Source organism: Methylobacterium komagatae (assembly GCF_042661665.1).
Taxonomy (GTDB): domain Bacteria; phylum Pseudomonadota; class Alphaproteobacteria; order Rhizobiales; family Beijerinckiaceae; genus Methylobacterium; species Methylobacterium komagatae.
The window spans coordinates 1,459,968-1,481,581 of sequence record NZ_JBHSWN010000001.1 but is presented as its reverse complement, the minus strand read 5'-3'; the positions used below and the strand labels follow the sequence as shown (position 1 = coordinate 1,481,581).

Genomic DNA, 21,614 nt, shown 5'->3' with positions numbered 1-21,614 from the left:
GGGATAAATGAAAACGGCCGCGGTTCGAGTGAACCGCGGCCGTCTCGTAACAAAGGGGCTCCCAAAGGGCTATGCCCTTTGGCGGATGCAGGGCGGAGCCCTGCGAACACCAGGGGTTTCACCCCTGGACCCCACCCAAGGACTTAGTCCTTGGGGATCCCGGATTTAGCCGTAGATCGGGAAGCGGTCGGTGAGGGCGTGAACCCTCTGCTTCACGCTCTCCTCGACGGCGCTGTCGCCGCCCTCGCCCTTGGCGGCAAGACCATCCAGCACTTCCACGATCAGCTGACCGATCTGCTTGAATTCGGCGACGCCGAAGCCGCGCGAAGTGCCCGCCGGGGTGCCGAGGCGGATGCCCGACGTGATTGTCGGCTTCTGCGTGTCGAAGGGCACGCCATTCTTGTTGCAGGTGATGTGAGCCCGCGACAGCGCGGCTTCCGCCGCCTTGCCGGTGAGGCCCTTCCGCTGCAGATCGACTAGCATCAGGTGGTTGTCCGTGCCACCCGACGTGATGTCGTAGCCGCCGGAAATCAGTGTGTCGGCCAGCGCCTTGGCGTTCTCGACGACCTGACGGGCGTAGATCTTGAACTCGGGCTTCAGCGCCTCGCCGAAGGCCACGGCCTTACCGGCGATCACGTGCATCAGCGGGCCGCCCTGGAGGCCGGGGAAGATGGCCGAGTTGAACTTCTTGGCGAGCGCCTCGTCGTTCGTGAGGATCATGCCACCGCGCGGTCCGCGCAGGGTCTTATGGGTCGTGGTGGTGGCGACGTGGGCATGCGGGAACGGCGACGGATGGACGCCGGCCGCGACGAGGCCCGCGAAGTGGGCCATGTCGACCATGAAGTAGGCGCCGACGGAATCGGCGATCTCGCGGAACTTGGCGAAGTCCCAATGACGCGGGTAGCCCGAGCCACCAGCGATGATCACCTTCGGCTTATGCTCCTGCGCGAGCTGGGCGACCTGCTCCATGTCGATGCGCTGGTCTTCCCGGCGCACGGTGTAGGAGACCGGCTTGAACCACTTGCCGGAGACGTTCGGCGGGGCGCCGTGCGTCAGGTGGCCGCCGGCCGCGAGGTCGAGGCCGAGGAAGGTGTCGCCCGGCTGCATGAGGGCGAGGAACACGCCCTGGTTGGCCTGGCTCCCCGAGTTCGGCTGCACGTTGGCGAAGCCGCAATCGAACAGGCGCTTGGCGCGCTCGATGGCGAGATCTTCCGCGATGTCCACAAACTGGCAGCCACCGTAGTAGCGACGGCCCGGATAGCCTTCCGCGTACTTGTTGGTGAGCACCGACCCTTGAGCTTCCAGCACCGCGCGGGAGACGATGTTCTCCGAGGCGATCAGCTCGATCTCGTGCTGCTGCCGGCCGGCTCCTGCTCGACGGCGCGGGCGATCTCGGGATCCGTCTCCGTGAGCGGAGCGGCGAAGAAGCTGTTGGACAGGTGGTTGTCGGTGGCGGAACCGGCGCTCATGAGGCTTCCCTGTTTTTCATTGGTGGGAGCCCGGCCTTTGTCGCACAGCACGGGCGGGCGTTTCTAACGCCGAGTCCTACACGCCGGGCCGCGCAAGGCCAAGCGCAGGCATTTTTCCGACTGGGTGAGAAAAATTCAAGAGCCCAGCCGACCGGTGTGGCCGGAGCTAATGAGGCGCCCGCGGCTAGGATTAAAAATTTTGTATAGGATCATTGACCGCTTAAAAGAACATATGGTAAACAAGCCTTCTAATTAGGGGGCTTCCGATGCAAGGCTGGGAAGTACTCAGGGAAAAATACAATCTCTCTGCGCAAATCGTCAAAATTATTCTTTTTAAGATTGCATTTGATGAATGGAAAGCAGTATTTCGCGACGAACAGCCACGCGGACCCGACGGAAGATGGATCATAGGCGGCGGTAAATACGTCATTTCAGAGCGACATACAACAGGTAATAAACAAATTGATAGCATAACAGAGAAAATTACGGACGCACTCGATGTGGTGTTATCTCAACTTGGGCCAGGAAGTGGCTCATTATACGGAACATACGTACACAGCTCTGCTGCCAAACTCTTGCGTGGAATAAACATTCCTGGAATCGGCAAGGATGGTATCGAACAAAGCTTTAGTCTTGGCGATCTCGTCCGCTACGGGCTCAGCGACAGCATCCGAACCGACGCCTTATTGCGGAACGATCAGACTGGCGAAATTTTGGCCGTCTGGGACATTAAAACAGGTAGTCAAAGGCTGAGTCCGAAGCGAGTGGCCAAAATCAGAAACTATCTGAACATAAGCGACGACGTGCCTGTAATCGATATCCACATAAATCTTGGAATAATCGTAAAGAATCACGATATATAATAACAATCGCTCTCTTATCGTTGTTACTGGCGCTTAAATCCAATTTTTTGTCCCAATATTATCGAATAGTTTGGAACAGTTTAAAATACAACCACAACATCACTCAGTTATAGGAAATCAAAATGACGATGGACTTTTACATGCTTTGTAATCGGCCGCTCATATCGGCTGAAGAATGGCAGTCCGCAATCGATGACCTTGGCTTCAACCTAAAAATTCCGCTTACCCGCGATGTAGCAACGGCGTACGGTGCAATGACGGCGATGTGGCGTGGGGAGCCAGTCGTCTTCGAGTTCTCGGCGTTTCCCTATGACGAGATCCAAGAATGTTATTTCGACATCGACTTCGGGCAGACATGGCCGAATGCCTACGTCATGTATACCGGATCAAGCTTTAGTGGTTTAGCCGGAGCGATCATGGCGGGGGTAGCCATCGTAAATCGCACAGGTGGACGGTTCTTCGAACCCCAGGAAAGCCTCATCCTAAAACCCGATGAAGCTGTGCGGTACGCCCACCGGACCGTGGATGAAGTCCTCGCCATCATGGGCCGCACTCAACACTGAACGGAGCCACTCCACACTTCGCTGCCGGACTCAGAGCGCTTCATCAAACTCCCGGGCAAGGAGAGCTTTCTCACATGCCTCGGTAGCGCAGCGGGAGATTTGTGACAGGCACTCAGGCCCCCTCCCCCGGACGCCCTCGCCGGACGCGCGGGGTCGGACGCGGCTCTTGCGGAGCGGAACCCGAGCCGGTGCTACGGCTCGGAGCGGCGCCCGGACCGCCGGTGGGCGTGGCCGATTTCGCCCCCGCGCTGGGCCAGAACGCCTCGAAGAGCTGCTGCATCGCCTTGAGGTTCTGTTCCTGAACCTCCGCGCCGGTCCGGATCATCTGGCTGATGACGTCGGCGCCGCTCGTCTCGCTCTGGGGTGGGCGAGGTGCCTCCACCTGCGGGCGGCTCTGGGGCGGCGGGGGCGTGTAGCGCGGCGCCGGAGCAGGCGCGGACGGAGGCGGCGTCATGAAAGCGCGGGCCATGTCGGTCCACAGGGCCACGAAGGGCAGCGGCGAGGTGGGTGACGTCGCCGCCGCCGGGCGGGCGGCCTCGGCTTGAGGCTGATTGAGCATCACGTGGACGATACTCGCCACCACGGCGCCCGCCATCATCGGCAGCATCTGTCGCAGCACCTGCGACCCCACGCCGCTCGCGGCGGAGGCCTGCTGCAGCACCGCCTGCATCAATTGCGCGCTGCCGAACATCTGGCCGAGGGCATCGAGGCCGAGCGGCGCGGCCGTTCGCGCCGCCTCGGGTGCCGTGAACATCCGGGCGAAGCCGGTGGGATCGAGCCCCGCGCCGCGCTGCAAGCCGAGGGTCAGGGCGGGCATCAGCGCCTCGAAGGCGCGCTGCGTCTGATCCACGGTCAGCCCGAATTGCCGCGCCATCGCCTGCATCTCGGGCCCGCCAGGGACTTGGACCATGTCGAGCGGATTGAACATGACGCCTCGATTTCCGCCCGCCTTGCGACCCATCGGGTCGTTTCAACTCTTGCCTACATCGTGACCCGCCGCGTGCGGAAACGCCAGTTCCCCGGTGACAATCGCTGTCGATCCCTGCCCGGCACAGGGCTTCGCGGGGCGTTCGGCGAGGTTCGCCACCGCCCGGCGGGCCAGGAACAACCCCAGCAGGCCGAAGACCAGCGAGCCGATGCCCATGCCCGCCACTATCCCGCGTGGGCCGAACAGGGCGCTGCCAAGATAGGCCGGAGGCACGGTGCCGATCGTGGCCCGGCCCCAATTGAGCAGGGACGAACGAAGCGGAAAGCCGAGATTGTTGAAGGCCGCATTGCCCAGGAACAGGAGCCCATTGAAGAACCAGATCGCCCCGCCGACGAGGCAGAAGAAGGCGAACAGGTCCGCTGCCTCGTCCTTCAGGCCGAACAGCCCGGCGAGCGGCCAGCGCAACAGGATCAGCAGCAGCCATACGGCGGCGGCGTAGACGAGCGTCGCCGTCACGCAGGAGCGCAGGGTCTCGCCCATCCGGTCGAACCGTGCCGCGCCCCAGTTCTGCGCCAGGATCGGGCCGATGGCCCCGGACAGGGCGAAGAGCCCGCCGAAGGCCACGGGGGTCAGCCGGTCGATCACCGCCGCCGCCGCGATGGCATCGGGTCCGTAGCCGGCGAAAAGATGGGTGAGGAAGGCGCTCGCCACCGAGGGGGCGAGGTTGGTCAGGACGGCGGGCCCGGCGATCGACGCCATGGCGGGCGCGTCCGCCACGACCTCCGCTGCCCTGGGCCGACGCATCAGGCCGTGTTGGGACAGGTTGCGCCAGCCGATCGCGACGAAGGTCGCGCGGGCGATGCAGACGGCGATCGCCGCCCCCTCGACGCCGAGCCCGGCCCCGAAGATCAGCAGCGGGTCGAGGATGGCGGTGACGATGGCGCCGCCGAGCGTCACCCACATGGCGCGCACCGCATCGCCCTGCGCCCGCAGGAGGCCGGTGAACATCATGCCGAGGCCGAGCAGCACGTTCGACGGCAGGGTAATCATGAGGAACAGGTGGGCTACGCGCAAAGCCTCGCCCTGCGCACCGACGAGGCCGAGCAGCCTGTCCGCGAAGGGCATGATCAGCGCGGCGAGCAAGCCGGAGACGAGCACACCGAGCGCCATGGAGGAGGCCGCGAGCCGCCGCGCGAGGGGCCTGTCCCCGGCACCGATGGCCCGGCCGACCAGGGCGCCCGCTGCGATCATCATGCCGATATTCACGGCTGTGGCGAAGAACTGCACCACCGAGGCGAGACCCACCGCCGCCGTGAGAGCGGGATCGCCCAGCCGCGAGACGTAGAGCAGGGTCATCAGGTCCACGACGAAGATCGCCATGAGCCCCACCGAGCCGGTGGCACTCATCACGAGGACGTGGCGCATGATCGAGCCGACGACGAAGCGTCCCTGCTCGGCGAAGCCCGTGCCAGGCGGCAGGGGCGGTCCGTCAGACATTGCGAGCGCCGCCTTCCGTCTCGAGTTCGGCCTCGCCGCGCACCTCGTCGGTCTCGTCCGCCTCATCGGCCTCGGCCGCGTCAGTCACCGGCTCGGGGGCGGTCTTGGCGAGAACGCGCTCGGCCGCATCTCGCCGGTCCTGCCCCAGCAGATCGCGGGTTTCGGCGTTGAGGGCTCGGGCGGGGCGTGCGGGCTGGGTCAGCGGCTCGGGCCGCACCTCCCCCGCCTCGCTGCCGCCGAGCCATGCCGCGCCTTCCGGCAGGGCATCGGCCTGCTGCAGCACAAGCCGAGCGATGTCGCGCTTGCGCACGTCATCGACCCGCGCGGCGGCGGCCTCAGCCGAAAGGCCGAGCCCTTCGAGGGCCGCCCGCCCGAAGACGAGGGCCGATTCCGACGTCTCACGGATCTGGAAATCGACGTCGCGGTTCATCGGCTCGACGGCGTGGAGCCGGTCGTAGGCCCGCACGAAGGTGCGCACCGAAGCGAATTCCTCGTGGACGATGTCCACGATCTTGAGGGCCGCCTCGCGGTCATCGACGCACAGGCAGACGAGTTCCGCCTTGCCGATCCCGGCCGCGCGCAGCACGTCGAGGCGCGTCCCGTCGCCGTAATAGATGCGGAAGCCGAAGCGCGTCGCGGCCCGCAATTGCGCCACGTCCTTGTCGATGACCGTGACGGGGATGCCCTCGGCCAGCAGCACCTGCGTGAGGATCTGCCCGAACCGACCGAAGCCGATCACCAGCACGCGGGCATCGGCGGCGCCCTCGGCGAGTTCGGCGGGGAATCCGCCGCCGCCTCAGCCGCTTCCCGCGAGAGGCGGGCATCGAGCAGCCGGTCGAGCCCCTTGGCCATGATCGGGCCGACCAGCATCGTGAGCGCGGCGAGCGCCACGGCGAAGCGCGTCGCAGTCGGACCGGTGAGGCCGAGATCGGCCGCCTGTGGCAGGAGCACGAAGGCGAATTCACCGGCGGGTGCCAGCACCGCCGCGCCGCGCAGGGCGCTCACCATGTCCGAGCCGAACAGCCGAAACAGCCCCGCCACCAGGGCCACCTTCACGAGGATCGCCGCGAAGGTCGCGCCGAACAGGGCGGGCCAGACCGCCTTCACGAGGCTGCCGTCGATCGACATGCCGACGCTCATGAAGAACAGGCCGAGCAACATGCCGCGGAACGGTTCGATATCGGCCTCCAGCTGGTGCCGGAAGTTCGATTCCGCGAGCAGGATTCCCGCGAGGAAGGCGCCCATGGCCATAGAGAGGCCGACCTTCTCCATCAGCATCGCGGTGCCGAGCACCACGAGCAGGGCGGCGGCGGTCATCACCTCGCGGGCACCGCTCGCCGCGAGCAGGCGGAAGAACGGGTTCAGGCCGTAGCGGCCGACCAGCACCACGGTGAGGATCGCCGCGAGAACGCGGCCCGTCGACAGGGCCGCCTCACCGAGCCACGGCCCGCCGCTGCCATGCCCCGCCGAGGCAGCGAGCGGCATCAGGGCCAGGATGCCGACGACGCTGAGATCCTGGAACAGCAGCACCGCGAAGGCGCGCGAGCCATAAGCGCTGCCGAGGTCGCCGCGCTCCTCGAGCAGTTGCAGTGCCACTGCCGTGGCCGAGAGAGCGAGCGCGATGCCCACCACCGCTGCCGCCCCGAGGGGCTGCCCGGCGAGAATACCGGCGCCGCCGAGCACCACGGCACAGAGGACGAGTTGGGCGGCGCCCAATCCGAAAATATCCCGGCGCATGGAGACGAGCTGCGACAGGTGCAGTTCGAGCCCGACGATGAAGAGCAGCAGCACCACGCCGATCTCGGCGACGCTCGCTGCCGTTTCCGGCTCGGCGATCAGCGACAGGCCGGACGGCCCGATCAGCACGCCCGCCACCAGATAGCCGAGGACGGCACTCTGCCCCAGCCAGCGGAACATAGGCACGCCGACGACGGCCGCCGCCAGGAAGGTCAGGACCGGGGGCAGAAAGCTCGCGTGTTCGCCGGGGCTCGCCATGCCGTTCCGAAGGTGTCTTCAGAGAAGATCCTTCCCGCTTAACGCGGGCGGCTCAAGGAAGCGAGCGTGGCCGCGTGTCGTTCGACACGCGGGGGCTTCGTCAATTCCGACGCTTGCCCCTCTCCCCGACTTGCGGGGAAAGGGGGTCCTAGACCTCGCCGGAGGGCTCCGCCACCGGCCGCACCATGCGGGGCTGCGGCTGGTCCTCCGAGCCGGTGCCCAGCGCGCATTGCACCATCACGCTGTCCGTCCAGCGGCCGTATTTGTAGCCGACCGACGGAAGATAGCCGACGCGGCGGAAGCCGCAGGTCTCGTGCAGGCGCAAGCTCGCCTCGTTGGCGGCATCGATATAGCCGATCATCTGCCGGTAGCCGCCCGCCGCGCAGGCCTCGATCAGCGCGGGAAGCAGCCGCCGCCCGATGCCCGCCTGCAGATGGCCATGGTGCACGTAGATCGAGTGCTTCAGGGTGTAGCGATAGGCGGGCCGCTTCCGGAACGGCACGGCGTAGGCATAGCCCGCCACCTCGCCGTTCCGCTCGGCCACGAGATGCGGCAGGCGCTTTTTACGCATGGTCTTGCGGCGGCGCTTCAGGTCGTCGGGCAGCAGGCGCTCTTCCTCGAAGTCGCCCGTATCCCCCACGCCCTTGCCGATATGGTGCTCGTAGATCGCGATCATCGCCGCCACGTCCGCGTCGGAGGAGGGGCGGATCACGATCTCAGGGCAGGGTTCGCCCGGTCCCATCAGGCTCCCTCACGCAGGACGTAGGTGTGGAAGCGGATGCGCCCGTCCGGATCGACCTCGCGGTAGACGCCCTGGATCTCGGCCTCGAAGCCGGGGAACAGGTTGGCCGAGGCCTCGAACATCTTGAAATAGTCGAGCATGGGCTTGGCCCGCTCGTCCAGACGCTCGCCCGGCAGCACCGTGCCGATGCCCGGCGGGTAGACCAGCATGAGCGTGGTGGCGATCCGGCCTTCCGCTTCCGCGATCGGCACGTAATCGACCTTGTTGCGGGTGAGCATCTGCGAGGCCTGCTTCGGCGGCATCACCATTTCCGGCAGGTGCTCCGGCATGAACTGCTTGCGCTGGAGCGCCGAGGTGCCGTGCTCCCGGTGGAAGGTGTGGAAGTCGGCGCAGAGGTCGCGCAGGCGGACGCCGCGATAGCGGTTCGGGCGCCGACCGACGAATTGCGGCATGGCCTCCTCCAGAAGCACGTTGTCGTCGTGCAGCCGCTTGAAGGCGACGAGCCCGGAGATCAGCGTGCCGGCCTTGGACGATTCCACGCCCGGGGTCAGCAGGAAGAGCAGCGAGTTCAGATCGTTCTTCTCGGCGACGATCCGGTTCTCACGCAGGTATTGCGCCACGATCGGCGCAGGCACGCCATGCGCGGCATAGGCGCCGGTCTTCCGGTCGAAACCGGGGGTCAGCACCGTCAGCTTGTTCGGATCGGTGATCGCGTAGCCCGGCGCCACGTGGGTGAAGCCGTGCCAGGACGCGCCGGGGGTCGAGCTCCCAGTAGCGGGCATCCGAGGCGAGCACGTCGGTCGGCAGGCTCTCCCAGGTCTGCTCGCCCTCCGGTCCGTTCACCCGGTCGGGCACGAAGGGATCGAAGAACCAGCGGCGGGCGGGATCGGCCTCGTTCTCCTCGAATTCGCGGCGGATGGCGCGGACCTTCTTGCGCCACTCGATGCCGAGCCGGATCGTGTCGTCCCACAGGATCATGCCCGAGCGGCCCTTCATCATCTGCGCGCCGACGTCGAGCGAGGCGAAGAGCGGGTAGAAGGGCGAGGTCGAGGCGTGGACGAGGAAGCTCTCGTTGAGCCGCTTGTGCTCCACCCGCCGGGTCTGGCCGCGCAGGTGGCTGTCCTTGGTATGGATCTGCGAGGCTTGGCTGAAGCTCGCGAGCTGCTTGTGCGTCGATTGCGTGGCAACGATGCCCGGCGAGGTCTCGTCGAGGCCGGTGAGGCCCATGGCGTAGCGCCCCTGAAACAGGGGGTGGAACTTCATGAAGCCCGCCCAGGCCTCGTCGAACAGGATGTAGTCGCAGAGATGGCCGATCTTCTGCACGATCATCCGCGCATCGTAGATCGTGCCGTCATAGGTGCATTGCTCGATCACCGCGACGCGGAACGGCCGCTCCCGGCGCCACGCCTCCCGGTCCTTCACCAGCGGGTTGGTACGGATCTTTTCGCGGATGCGCTGCTCGTCCAGGGCCTCGTGGCAGATCGGACCGATGAGCCCAAAGGCGTTGCGGTCGGTTTCCAGGAAGATCGGGATGCCGCCGCCGAGGAACAGGGCGCCGTGATGGGCGGCCTTGTGGTTGTTACGGTCGAACAGGACGAGATCGTCCTCGGCCACGAGGGACGACAGCACGATCTTGTTGGAGGCCGAGGTGCCGTTGAGGACGAAGTAGGTCTTCTCCGCGCCGAAGATGGCGGCGGCCTCTTTCTGCGCCTTGAGCGCCGGGCCCTCGTGGGTCAGCAGGTCGCCGAGGTCGAGGACCGAATTATCGAGGTCATCGCGGAAGATCGCCTCGCCGAGGTGCTCCACGAAGATGCGGCCGATCGGCGAGCGGTTGTAGAAGATGCCGCCGTTATGGCCGGGGCATGTCCAGAGCTGGTTGCCCTTCTCGGCGTAGTCGACCAGCGCGCCGAAGAACGGGGTCTTCAGGGTCTCGGCATATTGCGTCACGCGGCTGACGAGGCCGCGGGCGATGAATTCCGGCGTCTCCTCGGCGAGGAAGATGTAGCCGTCGATGAAGTCGAGCAGGCTCGACCGGGATGTCCTCCAGCCGCTTGCGGCGGACCATGATGACGATAGGCATTTCCAGTCCGCGCCGCCGCATCATGTCGATGAGGGCGGCGGCTTTGCCGTCGAGGCCGCGCTTGCCCCAATCGACCACGAGGCAGCCCACCGCCGCATCGGTCTGCACGGCGATGGCCGCGTCCTCGACGCGGCGGGCGCGCACTACCTCGAAGCCGCGCTGCTCGACCGCCGACACGATCTGATTGACGCGCGCGCCCTCGAGATCGTCCGGGTCGAAGGCGGGGGTGCACATCAGGACGGTAAAGCGGCGGTGGAAGTCCATGCGCGGGAGCCCTCTGGCAAAGCGGTTTGTCCCGTGCCTTGGCGGGTTGTCTGTGACGGTTCGATGACCAAGGCGCACGGAGGCGATCAGTTCGCCGTCATTGCGCGCGTGATGGGCGGGGCTATAGCGGCAGCCTCATCCGGGGGCGGTGGGAGCCGTCGATGAATTCGAGCCCGCCCGCCGCACTGTACATGTGCATGCGCGATCCCCGCCAATCGCTGCCCGCGCTCAGGTAAGTCTCGATGCGCTGGGCGAATCCGTCCTCATCGAGTTGCAGGATCCGTGCGAGGCCGAGCGCCGCGCCGTAGCTGCCCCGGCAATCCTGCACCGGACGGATCAGCTTCCCATCACGCAGGACGATGGGGCCTGCGGGCCTCGCGGAGGCGACGTCGATCAGGACGGGATTGCGCGGATGGGCCGTCCAGGGCCCCCGGAAGTCGTCCGCCGACCAGAGATACAGCGAATCCGAATAGGACCCACCGCCCGGGCGAACCGTGGCGAACAGCCACCAGCGCCCCTGATGGCGGAGCAGGGTGGCGTCGCTCGCGACCACGCCCGCCACCAGCACCGCCTCGTGAACCCAGCCGCCGGGGAATTGCGTCGCCCGGTACAGGTCGATCGTGGCCGAGCGGCTCGATTCGGGGATCATCCAGACCTCCCCGGCCGCCTCGAACACGAAGGGATAGGAGAGGTGCGTGTCGCGTTCGAGCACCGGCTCAGGGCGGCCCACCGGGCCGTGCGGCCCGAAGCGCACCGCCGAGATCACGCCCTTGGCGCGGGCATATTCGAACTCCTCCACGAACAGCGTCACGACTCCGTCGCGGGCGATGGCGACCGGGTCGGCATAGAAGCGCCGCCCGTCATCGGGCAGATCGGTCCAGCCGCCCGGCGGATGACGGCGCAGGTCGATGAGGTCCGGCCCCTCCACTCGGCGCCAGCCGACCCGCCACCGCTCGCCGTGGAAGCACAGGCTGTAGAGACGGCGGGCGATCTGCCGCCCGAGATTCCGGGCAGCCCGGCTCCGGGCGGTCCAGGCGTCGATGTCGAAGGGGGCAGGCCGGGTGAGCCGGGGGACATGACCCTCCGGCAGATCGCGCGAAGCGCCCCCGGACAGGGCGGCCTCGATAAGCGTGATGGTGCGGGCGAGGTAATCCTCGAAGGCGACGAGCATCACCCTCTGCGATTCCGCCCCGAAACGCCCGACGGCGACCGTCTCTCCCGCGCGCTCGCGCAGGGCGAAGACCGGTGCGCGACCGGCGAAGAGGGCTGCGAGTATTCCCGCCTCGCCGGGGACGCCATCGACATCGAGCCGCCATGTCCGGGCGGCATCGTTCATGGGCCGCCCACCGCACAGGTCGATGACCAGATCGGGCGCGCCCGCATCCGCAACCTCGTAGGGAGCCAGCGCGAGGGGGGCGGCGGGGGTGGCGAGACCGGGCCGCGGCAGGCCGTGGATCGTCGCCTCAAGCCGGAACAGCCATTCGGCGTTGTCCGGCAGGGCGGGAGCGACGCCCTCCACCGTCTCGATGCTGAGCCGGCAATCGTCTCGCTGGGCGAGGCGTTCCAGAAGCCGCAGGTGCCAGCCGCGCAGGGCTGCGCGGTCGAACCGCACGCGCACGTGGCGCACGGGCCGCGACACGACGGACGGATCCCACGCCGCAGCGGGGGCGGAACTCTCCAAGGAAATCATCGACAGATCTTGCGGGGCGACGAGACGTCCGTCCGCGGCTTCCACGCCTTCCGGCGGAAAGCTGGGCGTTCTCGTCCCGTCATCTCAACCGGCCCCGGCCGCCCAATTCTTGTTTTCGCCAAGACCTTCCGCAGCCGCAACGGTCCTGTCGCCGACCATCATTGTGGATTTGAGGGGCGAGGTCCAGCCATTCCCCGCCGAGGATCACCCCCGGCCGACGGGAAAGCGGGGACACCGCAGTATCGCGCCGCGCGGGAAACGGCGCCGGATCAGTGAATGCGATCGGGATTTCCCGCGGCAAACCAGTAACAGCGGCGCTCCGTGGCCTCGTTCCTGCCCGGTTCGCGGGTCATGACCGTTGACAGGATAGCCCTGCCCTCGCCACATCCACCTCATGAACGCCGAAACGACAACCTCCGAGTCCGGCGCGGCCAAGCCCCGCTCCACATCCTGCTCTGCGCCCCGCGCGGCTTCTGCGCCGGCGTGGTGCGCGCCATCGACGTGGTCGAGCGTGCGCTCGCCATCCATGGCCCGCCCGTCTATGTCCGCCACGAGATCGTCCACAACAAGTATGTGGTCGAGAGCCTGAAGCGGAAGGGCGCCGTGTTCGTCCGCGAACTGGACGAAGTGCCGGATGGCAACGCCCCGGTGATCTTCTCCGCCCACGGCGTCGCCAAGACGGTGCCGGCCAACGCCGATTCGCGCGGGCTCACCACCATCGACGCGACCTGCCCCCTGGTGACCAAGGTCCACCGCGAGGCGGAGATCCACCACAAGCGCGGGCGCCACGTGCTGCTCGTCGGCCATTCCGGCCATCCCGAGGTTGTGGGCACCATGGGCCAGTTGCCGAAGGGTTCGATCACCCTCGTCGAGGATGTCGATCAGATCGAGGCTCTGACCCCGGCCGATCCGAACAACCTCGCCTGGGTCACGCAGACCACCCTTTCGGTGGACGACACCCGCCACGTGGTCGAGGCCCTGAAGCGGAAGTTCCCGAACATCACGGGACCGCACAAGGACGACATCTGCTACGCCACCACCAACCGCCAGGAGGCGGTGAAGCATGTGGCGCCGCTCGTCGACGCCTTGATCGTCGTCGGCTCCTCGAATTCCTCGAACTCGCAGCGCCTGCGCGAGGTCGCCGAGCGCGTCGGCTGCCCGATCACCCGGCTCCTCAACCGGGCCGAGGAGATCGACTGGCCGGCCTTCGAGGGCATCACCCGGCTCGGCCTCACTGCTGGCGCCTCGGCCCCCGAGGTCCTGGTGGAGGAGATTATCGAGGCCTTCGCCGCCCGCTACGAGGTCACCGTCGATACGGTCTCGACTGTGGTCGAGGACATGGTGTTCCCGCTGCCGCGCGAACTGCGCAGCGAAGCGGCGGAATAGGCGTTATCCGGGCCGCCTTCGCGGCGGCCCCTTCCCCATCGCGCCATCATCCTGAGGTGCCCGCTCGCGGGCCTCGAAGGAGGGCTCCAGATCGCTCGATGATGCCTGGAGCCATCCTTCGAGGCCGCTTGCGCGGCACCTCAGGATGAGGTTTGAGGAGGGGCATCCCCCTCTTCAGAGATTTCGAGCGCACGACGTGGCCGTCTACACCGAGGTATCCGACGCGGCGCTCGCAGAGTTCCTGGCGGCCTACGATATCGGCACCCTGCTCTCCTGCAAGGGGATCGCCGAAGGGGTCGAGAACTCGAACTACTTCCTGCACACGACCGGCGGATCGTTCATCCTCACCCTCTACGAGAAGCGGGTGCGGGAAGAGGATCTACCGTTCTTCGTCGGCCTGATGGAGCATCTGGCCCGCAACGGCCTCGCGTGCCCGCAGCCGATTCGCGACCGCAGCGGCACGGCCCTGGGTCGCCTGTGCGGACGGCCCGCCGCCCTCGTGAGCTTCCTCGAAGGCGTCTCGCTCTCGGCGCCGGGGCCGGAGCATTGCCGGGAAGTCGGCATTGCCCTCGCCCGCCTGCATGCGGCGGGACGGGATTTCCCGATGGTGCGGGCGAATGCCCTCTCGGTCGATTCCTGGCGTCCGCTCTTCGCGCAGGCCGGTGGGCAAGCCGATTCGGTCTCCCCCGGGCTGACCGAGCGCACCCTCGACGATCTCGCCGTGCTGGAAGGCAACTGGCCGAAGGGCCTGCCGGGCGGCGTGATCCATGCCGACCTGTTCACCGACAACGTGTTCTTCATCGGCGACGACCTGTCGGGCCTGATCGACTTCTATTTCGCCTGCACCGACGCCTTCGCCTACGATCTCGCGATCTGCCTCAACGCGTGGTGCTTCGATGCCGATGGCACCTTCCACCGGGACATGGCCACCGCCATGATCGCCGGCTACGAATCTCAGCGCCCCCTCGAGGCGGCCGAGATCGAGGCCTTGCCGATCCTGTGCCGGGGCGCGGCCCTGCGCTTCATGCTGACCCGTCTGGTCGACTGGCTGAACGTGCCCCCCGGCGCGCTGGTGAAGCCGAAGGACCCGCGCGAATACGATCGCCGCCTCACCTTCCACCGCCGAGCCCAGAGCGCCGCCGATTACGGGCGCGCGGCATGAGCGAGGAAGGCACGGTCAAGATCTACACGGACGGCGCCTGCTCCGGGAATCCGGGGCCGGGCGGCTGGGGCGCGATCCTGATCTACGGGGAGGCCGAGCGCGAACTCTCGGGCGGCGAGGCGCACACCACCAACAACCGCATGGAATTGCTCGCTGCGATCGAGGCGCTGGAAGCCCTGAAGCGGCCCTGCCGGGTCGATCTCTTCACGGACTCGCAGTACTTGCGGCAGGGCGTGACCGGCTGGATCCACAATTGGAAGGCGCGTGGCTGGCGCACCGCCGACAAGAAGCCCGTGAAGAACGAGGACCTCTGGCGCCGGGTAGATGCCGCCCGCGAGCGCCATGACGTCTCTTGGCACTGGGTGAAGGGCCACGCCAGCGACCCGCTCAACAATCGCGTCGATGCCCTGGCGGTCGCCGCGATGGCGCCCTTCAAGCGGCGGTAGCGACCACCGTCAATCCGTCGTCCCGTCGATCCCGAGCCAGTGCCGCCCGTCGCGGGCCAGTAACGCGTCGGCCTCCTTCGGCCCGGCACTGCCGGCAGCATAGGGGGCGGGGTTTGCCTGCGGCCACCCCTTCAGAAGCGGCTCCACTGCCGCCCAGCCGGCCTCGATGTTGTCGGCGCGCTGGAACAGCGTCGCGTCGCCGATCATGCAATCGTAGAGCAGCGTCTCGTAGCCGACATTCGGCGTGTCGGAGAAAAAGTCGCTGTACTTGAAGGCCGTGCGGACCCGGCCGATCTTCATCTGCGGCCCCGGCACTTTCACGTTGTACTCGGTGCTGATCCCATGCTCCGGGTCAATGGTGATCCGCATCACCGTCGGGCGAAGATCGTCGGTCGGGGTATCCTCGAACATCTTGAACGGGGCGGGCTTGAACAGCACCGCGATCTCCGTGCGCCGCCCGGTCATCCGCTTGCCGGTGCGGATGTAGAAGGGCACCCCCGCCCAGCGCCAGTTCTCGATATGAAGCTTGAGGGCGATATAGGTCTCCGTCACCGAATCCTTCGCGACGTGAGGCTCGTCCCGGTAGGCGGGCACGTCCCGGCCTTCGCTGGTCCCGGCCGTGTACTGGCCGCGCACGGCATCCTCCGGCGGAATCGGCCGCACGGCCTCGGCGAGCTTGGCCTTCTCGGTTCGCACCGCCTCGGCGTCGAACGAGTTCGGTGGCTCCATGCCGACCATGCAGAGCAACTGGAACATGTGGTTGGGCACCATGTCCCGCAGGGCGCCGGTCGGCTCGTAGAAGCCGCCGCGCTCCTCGACGCCCACCGTCTCGGCCGCCGTGATCTGGATGCTGTCGATGTACTCCCGCCGCCAGACCGGCTCAAGCAACCCGTTGGCGAAGCGGAAGGCCATGATCGACTGGACCGTGTCCTTACCCAGGAAGTGGTCGATCCGGTAGAATTGGCTCTCGTCCGCCTGTTTGAGGATGCGTGCGTTCAACTCCCGCGCCGAGGCGAGGTCGGAGCCGAACGGCTTCTCGATCACCACCCGGCGGAACGTATCGCCGTCCTGTTTCAGTAGCCCCGCCTGCCCGAGCCCCTCGACGATGGTGCCGAAGAACCGCGCGGCCACGGCGCAATAGAAGACGGCGCTGCCCTGCACCTTGTCCTTCACGGCCTGGAAGGTTTCGGGCTCCTCGAAATCGCCCTTCAGGTAATGCAGCCGGTCGCGGATGAAGCCCCAGCTTTTCGGGTCGATGCTCGCCGCGTGGAACTCGGAGGTCGGGTCCTTGCTGAATTCCTCCATCGTCTTGGTGAGGGCGTCGCGCAGCGACTGGTCGTCACCATCGCCGTGATCGACACCGATGATCGAGAAGCCTTCCGGCAGCAGCCCGGCCCCGGCGAGGTTGTAGAGCGAGGGCATCAGCAGTCGCTTGGTGAGGTCGCCGCCCGCACCGAAGATGACCAGTGTGCAGGGCGGTGCGGGCTCGGTGCCGCAGGCGGCCTGGTCCTTCAGGGGCGTGGTCTCGGGCATCGGCGATCCCTTCCGGTTGCGGCGCAACAGCGAAATCGGCGGGACAACCCCGCGTCAGCGTGGGCGTTCCTCACTCGTCCGGGCGTACGGCCTGTCCGTTGACGTCGATGGGGAGGCTCGGGCCCTTCAAGTCGGAATCACTCGGCAGGGAGCGCGCATCCCATCCGCCGCCGAGGCCGCGGATGAGGGTGACGGCCGCCGTGTAGCGGTTCAACAAAATCTGGAGGGCGTTGATCTCGTTGTTCACGAGCAGCCCCTGGGCCTGCACCACGGTGGTGAAGTTCTGCGTGCCCGCGCGGTACTCGTTGAGGGTGATCTCGACCGCGCGGCGGGAGGAGGCCACGGCCTCGTCCTGGGCGCGCTGCTGCTGGCGCAGGATGCGCTGGGCCGCCATCTGCGTCTCGACCTCGGCGAAGGCGGCGAGCACCACCTGCCGGTAATTGGCGACCGACGCGTCGTACCCGGCCTGAGCCGCGCGGACCGCCGCGACGCGGGCGCCGCCGTCGAACAGCACCTCGCTGCCCGCTGCCGTCACCGCCCAGACCTGGTTGATCGGCGACAGGAGACCGTTTCGCGTCAGGCCGGACAAGCCGCCGGAGGCCGAGATGGTCACGGTGGGGAAGAAGGCAGCCACGGCCACGCCGATCCGCTCGCTTTGCGCCTGCACCAGCCGCTCGGCCTGGGCGACGTCCGGCCGCCGCTCCAGAAGATCGGCGGGGATTCCGGCGGGCACCTCCGGCGGCGTCCGCGACAGGCTCGCGACGGAGATCGCGAGCTCCGAGGGCGGGCGTCCGACCAGGGTGGCAATGGCGTTCTCGAACTGGATGCGGGTGAGGCGCACGGCGATGGCCTGCGCCTGGATAGTCTGGACCTGCGTCTGCGCGGTGATCACGTCCGAGCGTGCGGCGACGCCCGCCGCGTACTGGTTCTCCGTGATCTTCAGGGTCTTCCTGAAGTTCTCGACATTCTCATCCAGCACCTTCTGCAGGGCGTCGGCGTAACGCACCGAGAAGTAGTTGGCGGCGACCTCGGCCTGGATCGCGAGGCGCGTCAGGGCGATGGTGGCCGCGTCGGATTGCGCGAGCGCGGTCTCGCTCTCGATGTTGCGGCGGGTGCCGCCGAACAGGTCGAGCCCCAGCTCGCCTGCCCCTGGATCGAGACGCTGGTCCGCTCCGCTCCGCTCGCGCGCGAACGCGTGAGGGAGGGGGCGCCGATCACCGTCGGATAGAGCGCCGCCTGTGCCGAAGCCACGAGGGCACGGGCCTGCCGGTAATTCGCCACCGCCTGACGCAGCGACTGGTTGTCGACATCGACGAGGCGGATCAGCCGGTCGAGGTTGGCGTCGCGGAACACGCGCCACCAATCTCCGCGCTCGACGCCATCGGCGGGCCGCGCCTCGCGCCAGCCCTTCTTGCGGGCGGCGACGTAGCCGGGGCTGTCCTCGCGCACGCCGCCCTGCTTGTAGGCCAGCGGCGTCTCCACCGAGGGGCGGGAATAGTCGGGGCCGACGACGCAGCCGGACAGCGCTGCGGCGAGGGTGATCGCCGCGATGACCCGAGACGACACCTGCATTACTCGCCCGCCGACAGCGCCGCCGCCCCGCCGGACCGGCGCCGACGGTCCTGCCACCGCTGCCGGAGGCGATCGAGGCTCAGGAAGACGACGGGGGTGGTGTAGAGGGTCAGGATCTGGCTCACGATCAGGCCGCCGACGATGGCGATGCCGAGGGGCTGGCGCAGTTCCGCGCCCTCCCCCGTCGAGATGATCAAGGGGACGGCGCCGAGCATCGCGGCCAGCGTCGTCATCATGATCGGGCGGAAGCGCAGGAGACAGGCCTCGCGAATCGCATCCACCGGATTTGCGCCGCGGGTGCGCTGCGAGTCGAGGGCCACGTCGACCATCATGATCGCGTTCTTCTTCACGATGCCGATGAGCAGGAACACGGCGATCAGGGCGATGATCGTGAATTCTGTGCCCGTCACCAGCAGGGCGAGCACCGCGCCGACTCCGGCCGAGGGAAGTGTCGAGAGGATGGTGAGCGGATGCACGAAGCTCTCGTAGAGAATCCCGAGCACCGCGTAGACGGCGAGGATCGCCGCGAGGATCAGGAGGGGCTGGCGCGACGCGTTGGCCACGTAGTTCTTGGCAGCGCCCGCATACTCGCCGTGGATGCTCGCGGGCAAGCGCAGGTCCGCCATCGCCCGGTCGATCGCGGCGGTGGCGTCCGACAGGCTCTTGCCCGGCGCGAGGTTGAACGAGATCGTGGTGGCCACGAACAGGCCTTGGTGGCTGATCTGGACGGGGGCGCTGCCGGTCTCGAATCTGGCGAAGGCCGAGAGCGGCACCATCGTCTCCTTGGAGGCTGAAACCGGGGCGCTGGACGAGGCGCCGCCCTTGCTGGCGGCCAGCGCATTGGCCGACGCGTTGCGGGCCGAATCGGAAGCGATGGCCACCGCATTGCTTCCGGCATCGGCCGAGGTGCCGGAGGAGGCCGCCGTCGCGGCGGCGATGGCGCCCGCCGTACCGCCGCCGACGGCGCCGGTTCCCGAGGATGCCCCTGCGCCGGGGGTGCTCGTGCCGGTGGCGGCGTTGGTGTTCACCGCGCCCCCCGCCGCGACCGTGCCCGCCACCGCGTTGGTGGTGGCCGAGCCGCGCGCCTTGCCGCCGGAGGTCGAGACGAAGATCCGCTTGATCGTCTCCGGCGTCTCCAGGTAGCGCGGCGCGATCTCCATCACGACGTGGTACTGGTTGAGCGCGTTGTAGATGGTCGAGACCTGCCGCTGGCCGAAGGCGTCGTAGAGCGTCTGATCGATCTTGTCCGGCGTAATGCCGTAGCGGAAGGCGGTGGCGCGGTCGATGACGACACGGCTTTCCAGCCCGCCTTCCTGCTGGTCGGAGGTGACGTCGGAGAAGGTTGGGTCCTTCTGCAGGGCCGCGAGCAGCTTCGGCGCGGCGGAATACAGTTCCTCCGGCGTGTCGCCCTGCAGGGTGTACTGGTACTGCGCGAAGCTCTGGCGCCCGCCCATCTGCAGATCCTGCCTCGGGAACACGTAGAGCCGGGCGCCCGCGACCTGGGCGAGCTTCGGGCGCAGGCGCGCCGTCACCGTGCTCATGGGCGCGCGTTCGCTGAGGGGCTTCAAGCCCACGAACACGTTGGCCGAATTGGTGCCGCGCCCGCCCGTGAAGCCGACGACGCTCTCCACCGCCGGGTCCGCACCGACGATCCGCGTCGCTTCGGTGAGCTTCTTCTCCATGGATTGGAAGGAGATGCGCTGGTCGGCCTGGATGCCGCCCATCATCTGCCCCGTATCCTGCTCGGGGAAGAAGCCCTTGGGCACGATGACGTAGAGGTAGACATTGAGCCCGACCGTCGCGAGCAGGGTCAGCAGCACGAGGCGCGGGAAGCGCAGGGCCACCGCCAGGGTGCGGGCATAGCCGGCCTGCATCGCGTCGAACCCGGATTCCAGCATCCGCGCCACAACGTTCGGCTTGGCTCCCATGCCGTGCCCCTCCCGCCGGAGCAGGCGCGAGCACATCATCGGCGTCGTGGTGAGCGACAGGACCAGGGAGATCAGGATCGCCAGCGACAGGGTGACGGCGAATTCCTGGAAGATGCGCCCGACGAGGCCGCCCATCAGCAGGATCGGCAGGAACACCGCCACGAGGGACAGGCTCATGGAGATGACGGTGAAGCCGACTTCCTGCGCGCCGATCAGCGCCGCCTGGAACCGGGGCTTGCCCTCCTCGATATGGCGCTGGATGTTCTCCAGCACCACGATGGCGTCGTCCACGACGAAGCCCGTACCGATGATGAGCGCCGTCAGCGACAGGATGTTGAGCGAGTAGTTCAGCAGGTACATCGCCGAGAAGGTGCCGATGATCGAGATCGGCACCGCGACGGCGGGAATGAGCGTCGCCCGCCCCGAGCGCAGGAAGGCGTAGACCACGAGGATCACCAGCCCGACCGCCACGATCAGGGTCTCTTCGGTGGCGTGTAGCGAGGCGCGAATGGTGGCGCTGCGATCGCCGGTGAGCTTGATGTCGATGCCGCCGGGAAGGGCCGCCGTGATTTGCGGTAGGGCCGCCTTCACCCCGTTGATCGCGTCGATCACGTTGGCGCCGGGCTGCTTGTAGACGAACAGCAGAACTCCGGGCTTGCCGTTGACGATGCCGAGGTTGCGCTTGTCCTCGACGCCATCCACCACTTGGCCGACATCGGTGAGCTTCACCGCCGCGCCGTTGCGATAGGCCACGACGATATCGCGGTAATCCTCGGCCTTGCGGCCCTGGTCGTTGGCATAGAGCTGGTAGCGGCGGGGGCCGACATCGATCTCGCCCTTGGGCGAGTTGGCGTTGGCCGAGGCGAGCGCCGCGCGGATGCCTTCGAGGCCGATGCCGTAATTGAACAGCGCGGTCGGATCGAGTTCCACCCGCACGGCGGGCAGGGACGAGCCGCCGACATCGACGTTGCCGACGCCCGGCAGCTGCGACAGCTTCTGCTGAACCACCGTGGCGGCGGAATCGTAGACTTGCCCTCGAGTCAGCGTATCCGAGGTCATGCCGAGGATGATGATCGGCGTCTCGGCGGGGTTGAACTTGCGGTAGGTCGGGTTCTGGCGGAGAGCGGTCGGCAGGTCGGCCCGCGCGGCGTTGATCGCGGCCTGCACGTCGCGGGCGGCGCCGTCGATGTCGCGGTTCAGGCCGAACAACAGCACGATGCGCACGGTGCCGAGCGAACTCGTGGACGTCATCTCGTTGACGTCGGCGATGACGCCGAGTCGCCGTTCGAGGGCGCGGCCACGGTCTGCGCCATGGTCTCGGGGCTTGCGCCCGGCATCTGCGCCTGGACGAGGATGACCGGAAAATCGACTTGCGGCAGCGGCGCCACCGGCAGCCGCAGGAATGCGAAGATCCCGGCCAGCAGCACGCCGATGGTGAGCAGCGTCGTGGCGATCGGCCGCCGGATGAACGGGGCGGAGATGTTCACGGGTGCCGC

At 67.3% G+C, this 21,614-nt stretch carries 10 protein-coding genes and 5 pseudogenes; 5 read left to right on the top strand and 10 right to left on the bottom strand.

Features of this window, described 5'->3' with window-relative positions:
* Positions 1–165 precede the first annotated feature (165 nt).
* A pseudogene (gene glyA / locus ACFQE0_RS07130) lies at positions 166–1,469 on the bottom strand (serine hydroxymethyltransferase).
* A gap of 266 nt (positions 1,470–1,735) precedes the next feature.
* On the opposite strand from glyA, the gene ACFQE0_RS07125 reads away from it, so the two are divergent.
* Both ACFQE0_RS07125 and ACFQE0_RS07120 read left to right on the top strand, forming a co-directional pair.
* On the top strand, positions 1,736–2,332 hold the full coding sequence (locus ACFQE0_RS07125) for a hypothetical protein (protein ID WP_378968346.1): 597 nt from the start codon (positions 1,736–1,738) through the stop codon (positions 2,330–2,332).
* Positions 2,333–2,454: 122 nt separating this feature from the next.
* Entirely contained in the window at positions 2,455–2,895 is a 441-nt protein-coding gene (locus ACFQE0_RS07120) for a hypothetical protein (protein WP_378968344.1), read from the top strand.
* A 112-nt stretch (positions 2,896–3,007) separates the two neighbouring features.
* On the opposite strand, the gene ACFQE0_RS07115 is transcribed toward ACFQE0_RS07120, so the two are convergent.
* The 6 genes and pseudogenes from ACFQE0_RS07115 to ACFQE0_RS07090 all read right to left on the bottom strand — a co-directional run bounded on the left by ACFQE0_RS07115 (position 3,008) and on the right by ACFQE0_RS07090 (position 12,091).
* On the bottom strand, positions 3,008–3,823 hold the full coding sequence (locus ACFQE0_RS07115) for a DUF937 domain-containing protein (protein WP_378968342.1): 816 nt from the start codon (positions 3,821–3,823) through the stop codon (positions 3,008–3,010).
* Between the two features lie 42 nt (positions 3,824–3,865).
* Complete coding sequence (locus ACFQE0_RS07110; RefSeq protein ID WP_378968340.1) at positions 3,866–5,320, bottom strand: MATE family efflux transporter; 1,455 nt, start codon at positions 5,318–5,320, stop codon at positions 3,866–3,868.
* A pseudogene (locus ACFQE0_RS07105) lies at positions 5,313–7,315 on the bottom strand (monovalent cation:proton antiporter-2 (CPA2) family protein). The gene ACFQE0_RS07110 and the pseudogene ACFQE0_RS07105 overlap by 8 nt, the downstream one beginning before the upstream one ends.
* Before the next feature lie 148 nt (positions 7,316–7,463).
* On the bottom strand, positions 7,464–8,057 hold the full coding sequence (locus ACFQE0_RS07100) for a GNAT family N-acetyltransferase (protein ID WP_378968338.1): 594 nt from the start codon (positions 8,055–8,057) through the stop codon (positions 7,464–7,466).
* Positions 8,057–10,401: pseudogene (locus ACFQE0_RS07095) on the bottom strand (Orn/Lys/Arg family decarboxylase). Before ACFQE0_RS07095 ends, ACFQE0_RS07100 begins: the two are co-directional and overlap by 1 nt.
* 121 nt (positions 10,402–10,522) lie before the next feature.
* Positions 10,523–12,091: a glucosamine inositolphosphorylceramide transferase family protein gene (locus ACFQE0_RS07090; RefSeq protein WP_378975345.1), complete on the bottom strand. Its 1,569-nt coding sequence runs from the start codon at positions 12,089–12,091 to the stop codon at positions 10,523–10,525.
* Between the two features lie 351 nt (positions 12,092–12,442).
* On the opposite strand from ACFQE0_RS07090, the gene ispH reads away from it, so the two are divergent.
* From ispH to rnhA, 3 genes are all read left to right on the top strand, one after another.
* Positions 12,443–13,477: a 4-hydroxy-3-methylbut-2-enyl diphosphate reductase gene (ispH, locus tag ACFQE0_RS07085; protein ID WP_378968336.1), complete on the top strand. Its 1,035-nt coding sequence runs from the start codon at positions 12,443–12,445 to the stop codon at positions 13,475–13,477.
* Between the two features lie 196 nt (positions 13,478–13,673).
* Complete coding sequence (locus tag ACFQE0_RS07080; protein ID WP_378968334.1) at positions 13,674–14,639, top strand: homoserine kinase; 966 nt, start codon at positions 13,674–13,676, stop codon at positions 14,637–14,639.
* Positions 14,636–15,085: a ribonuclease HI gene (rnhA, locus tag ACFQE0_RS07075; RefSeq protein WP_378968332.1), complete on the top strand. Its 450-nt coding sequence runs from the start codon at positions 14,636–14,638 to the stop codon at positions 15,083–15,085. Before ACFQE0_RS07080 ends, rnhA begins: the two co-directional genes overlap by 4 nt.
* 9 nt (positions 15,086–15,094) lie before the next feature.
* Here the strand turns inward: rnhA and zwf are convergent, their stop codons facing one another.
* From zwf to ACFQE0_RS07060, 3 genes and pseudogenes are all read right to left on the bottom strand, one after another.
* Positions 15,095–16,618, bottom strand: a complete 1,524-nt coding sequence (gene zwf, locus ACFQE0_RS07070; RefSeq protein WP_378968330.1) for a glucose-6-phosphate dehydrogenase — start codon at positions 16,616–16,618, stop codon at positions 15,095–15,097.
* Between the two features lie 70 nt (positions 16,619–16,688).
* Positions 16,689–18,190: pseudogene (locus tag ACFQE0_RS07065) on the bottom strand (efflux transporter outer membrane subunit).
* Positions 18,190–21,605 (bottom strand): annotated as a pseudogene (locus ACFQE0_RS07060) (efflux RND transporter permease subunit). The pseudogenes ACFQE0_RS07065 and ACFQE0_RS07060 overlap by 1 nt, the downstream one beginning before the upstream one ends.
* Between the last annotated feature and the right edge of the window lie 9 nt (positions 21,606–21,614).